We start from the raw sequence: 1,397 nt of genomic DNA, 5'->3' as shown, positions 1-1,397 counted from the left end.
AAGTATGATCACAAGCGTAAATTTTATAAGTAAAGCAAATCTAGGCATTCTGTCCTCCATTCAAAAAGAGCAATATCATACTAGACTTATGGGTGCATAATATCCTCACTTAAGTTAAATTATACTTAACAATTTGATATTATTTTTTGATTTTGATTTAATATGAGATAGGCAGTAAAGCATAAAAATTCAGCGTTGCAATACATCAAATCCTGCAGGTTCTATGGACAAAATTTATGTGAATAAAATTCACTTAACTGCGCGCCTAACCAAAACTCACGGAGTCTATATTTGTTCCTGCGGACAAACCCCTCAAGCGCGCCGATTTAGAATTTAAATTTCTTAAATTCTATCTTTTCATCGAAAACCGACATCGTGCGCCGCAGCTCGTCTATATCGACATTTAGCACGGCTAAGAAATACTCCCGTAGCTGCACGTATTCATCCTTGTTTGCCATCAAAATATTCATTATATCAACGTTGGCGTTTTCTTTATATAGCACGAGCTGATCGTGAATACCGAAAAATCCGAGGCTGCCATTATGTAGATGCATAAATATCTTAGAGCCGTAAAGCAAGGTAAGTACCATAGTAAAAATACAGACTATATTTCTAATATTAACACTCACGCTTTCGTCGTCTCCGCCAAACTTAAGCGCGAGTAAAACCCAAACGGCGATAACGATCTTAAGGGCTAACGGCATTTGCTGCCTCCAACTCCATCTGCAATCGAAGCTAATCGCCATCGCACCGATCTTTTGTAGCTCAAAAAATTTCACAATTTCGCCCTTTTTATAATACGCGACGGCGGAGTTCGTCATCACGAAATATGCTTCGCCCTAGCGCCTAGCTGCCTCTATGAGCGGCAAGGGCACTAGGATAAACATTTGCAATACGCCTAGCTCTGGCGGCCCCACCACGATGACGGCAAAAAACAAAAATATTAAAAATGCGCAGCACATCGCGGGGAATTGATATTTAACGTAATCGCGATAGAGATGATCCGTGATGATTAATGGGGCTCTGTCATAATCTATGATTATGGTTTGATCCTCGCTCGAAAGGCTCGCATCTTTGTCGGTATACGTTTCTGTGCTATCATCTACAAGCTCCGAGCCATCTAGTTTTAAATCCAGTTTTAAAGAATCGAGCTCGTCACTATCTATCTGCGATTTGCGAGGCGCCTTCGCGTGCCTTCCACGCAAGACTTCTCTTAGCTTATCTAAATTATCGCTCAAATCGTCTCCTTAAATTTTACCCGAAATTTTGCCACTCTTTTTTAGCCCACTCCGCAAACAAACGCTGCAAAAAGGCGTCCGCGGCGGATAAAATTTCGCTCGAATTTTAAAAGCTCCGTCTAGCCGAAGTTTACGGGATCCATATCGATTTCGACGGGC

The 1,397-nt window shown here is 41.3% G+C and carries 2 protein-coding genes; both read right to left on the bottom strand.

Features of this window, described 5'->3' with window-relative positions:
- Positions 1–326 precede the first annotated feature (326 nt).
- Positions 327–779, bottom strand: coding sequence for a hypothetical protein (locus Q0257_RS06700; protein WP_298023187.1), 453 nt, complete (start codon positions 777–779; stop codon positions 327–329).
- Between the two features lie 60 nt (positions 780–839).
- On the bottom strand, positions 840–1,238 hold the full coding sequence (locus Q0257_RS06695; RefSeq protein WP_298023184.1) for a hypothetical protein: 399 nt from the start codon (positions 1,236–1,238) through the stop codon (positions 840–842).
- Positions 1,239–1,397: the final 159 nt, after the last annotated feature.

It is taken from the genome of uncultured Campylobacter sp., assembly GCF_938018035.1.
GTDB lineage: Bacteria > Campylobacterota > Campylobacteria > Campylobacterales > Campylobacteraceae > Campylobacter_B.
This window is presented reverse-complemented; position numbering and strand designations above follow the sequence as displayed.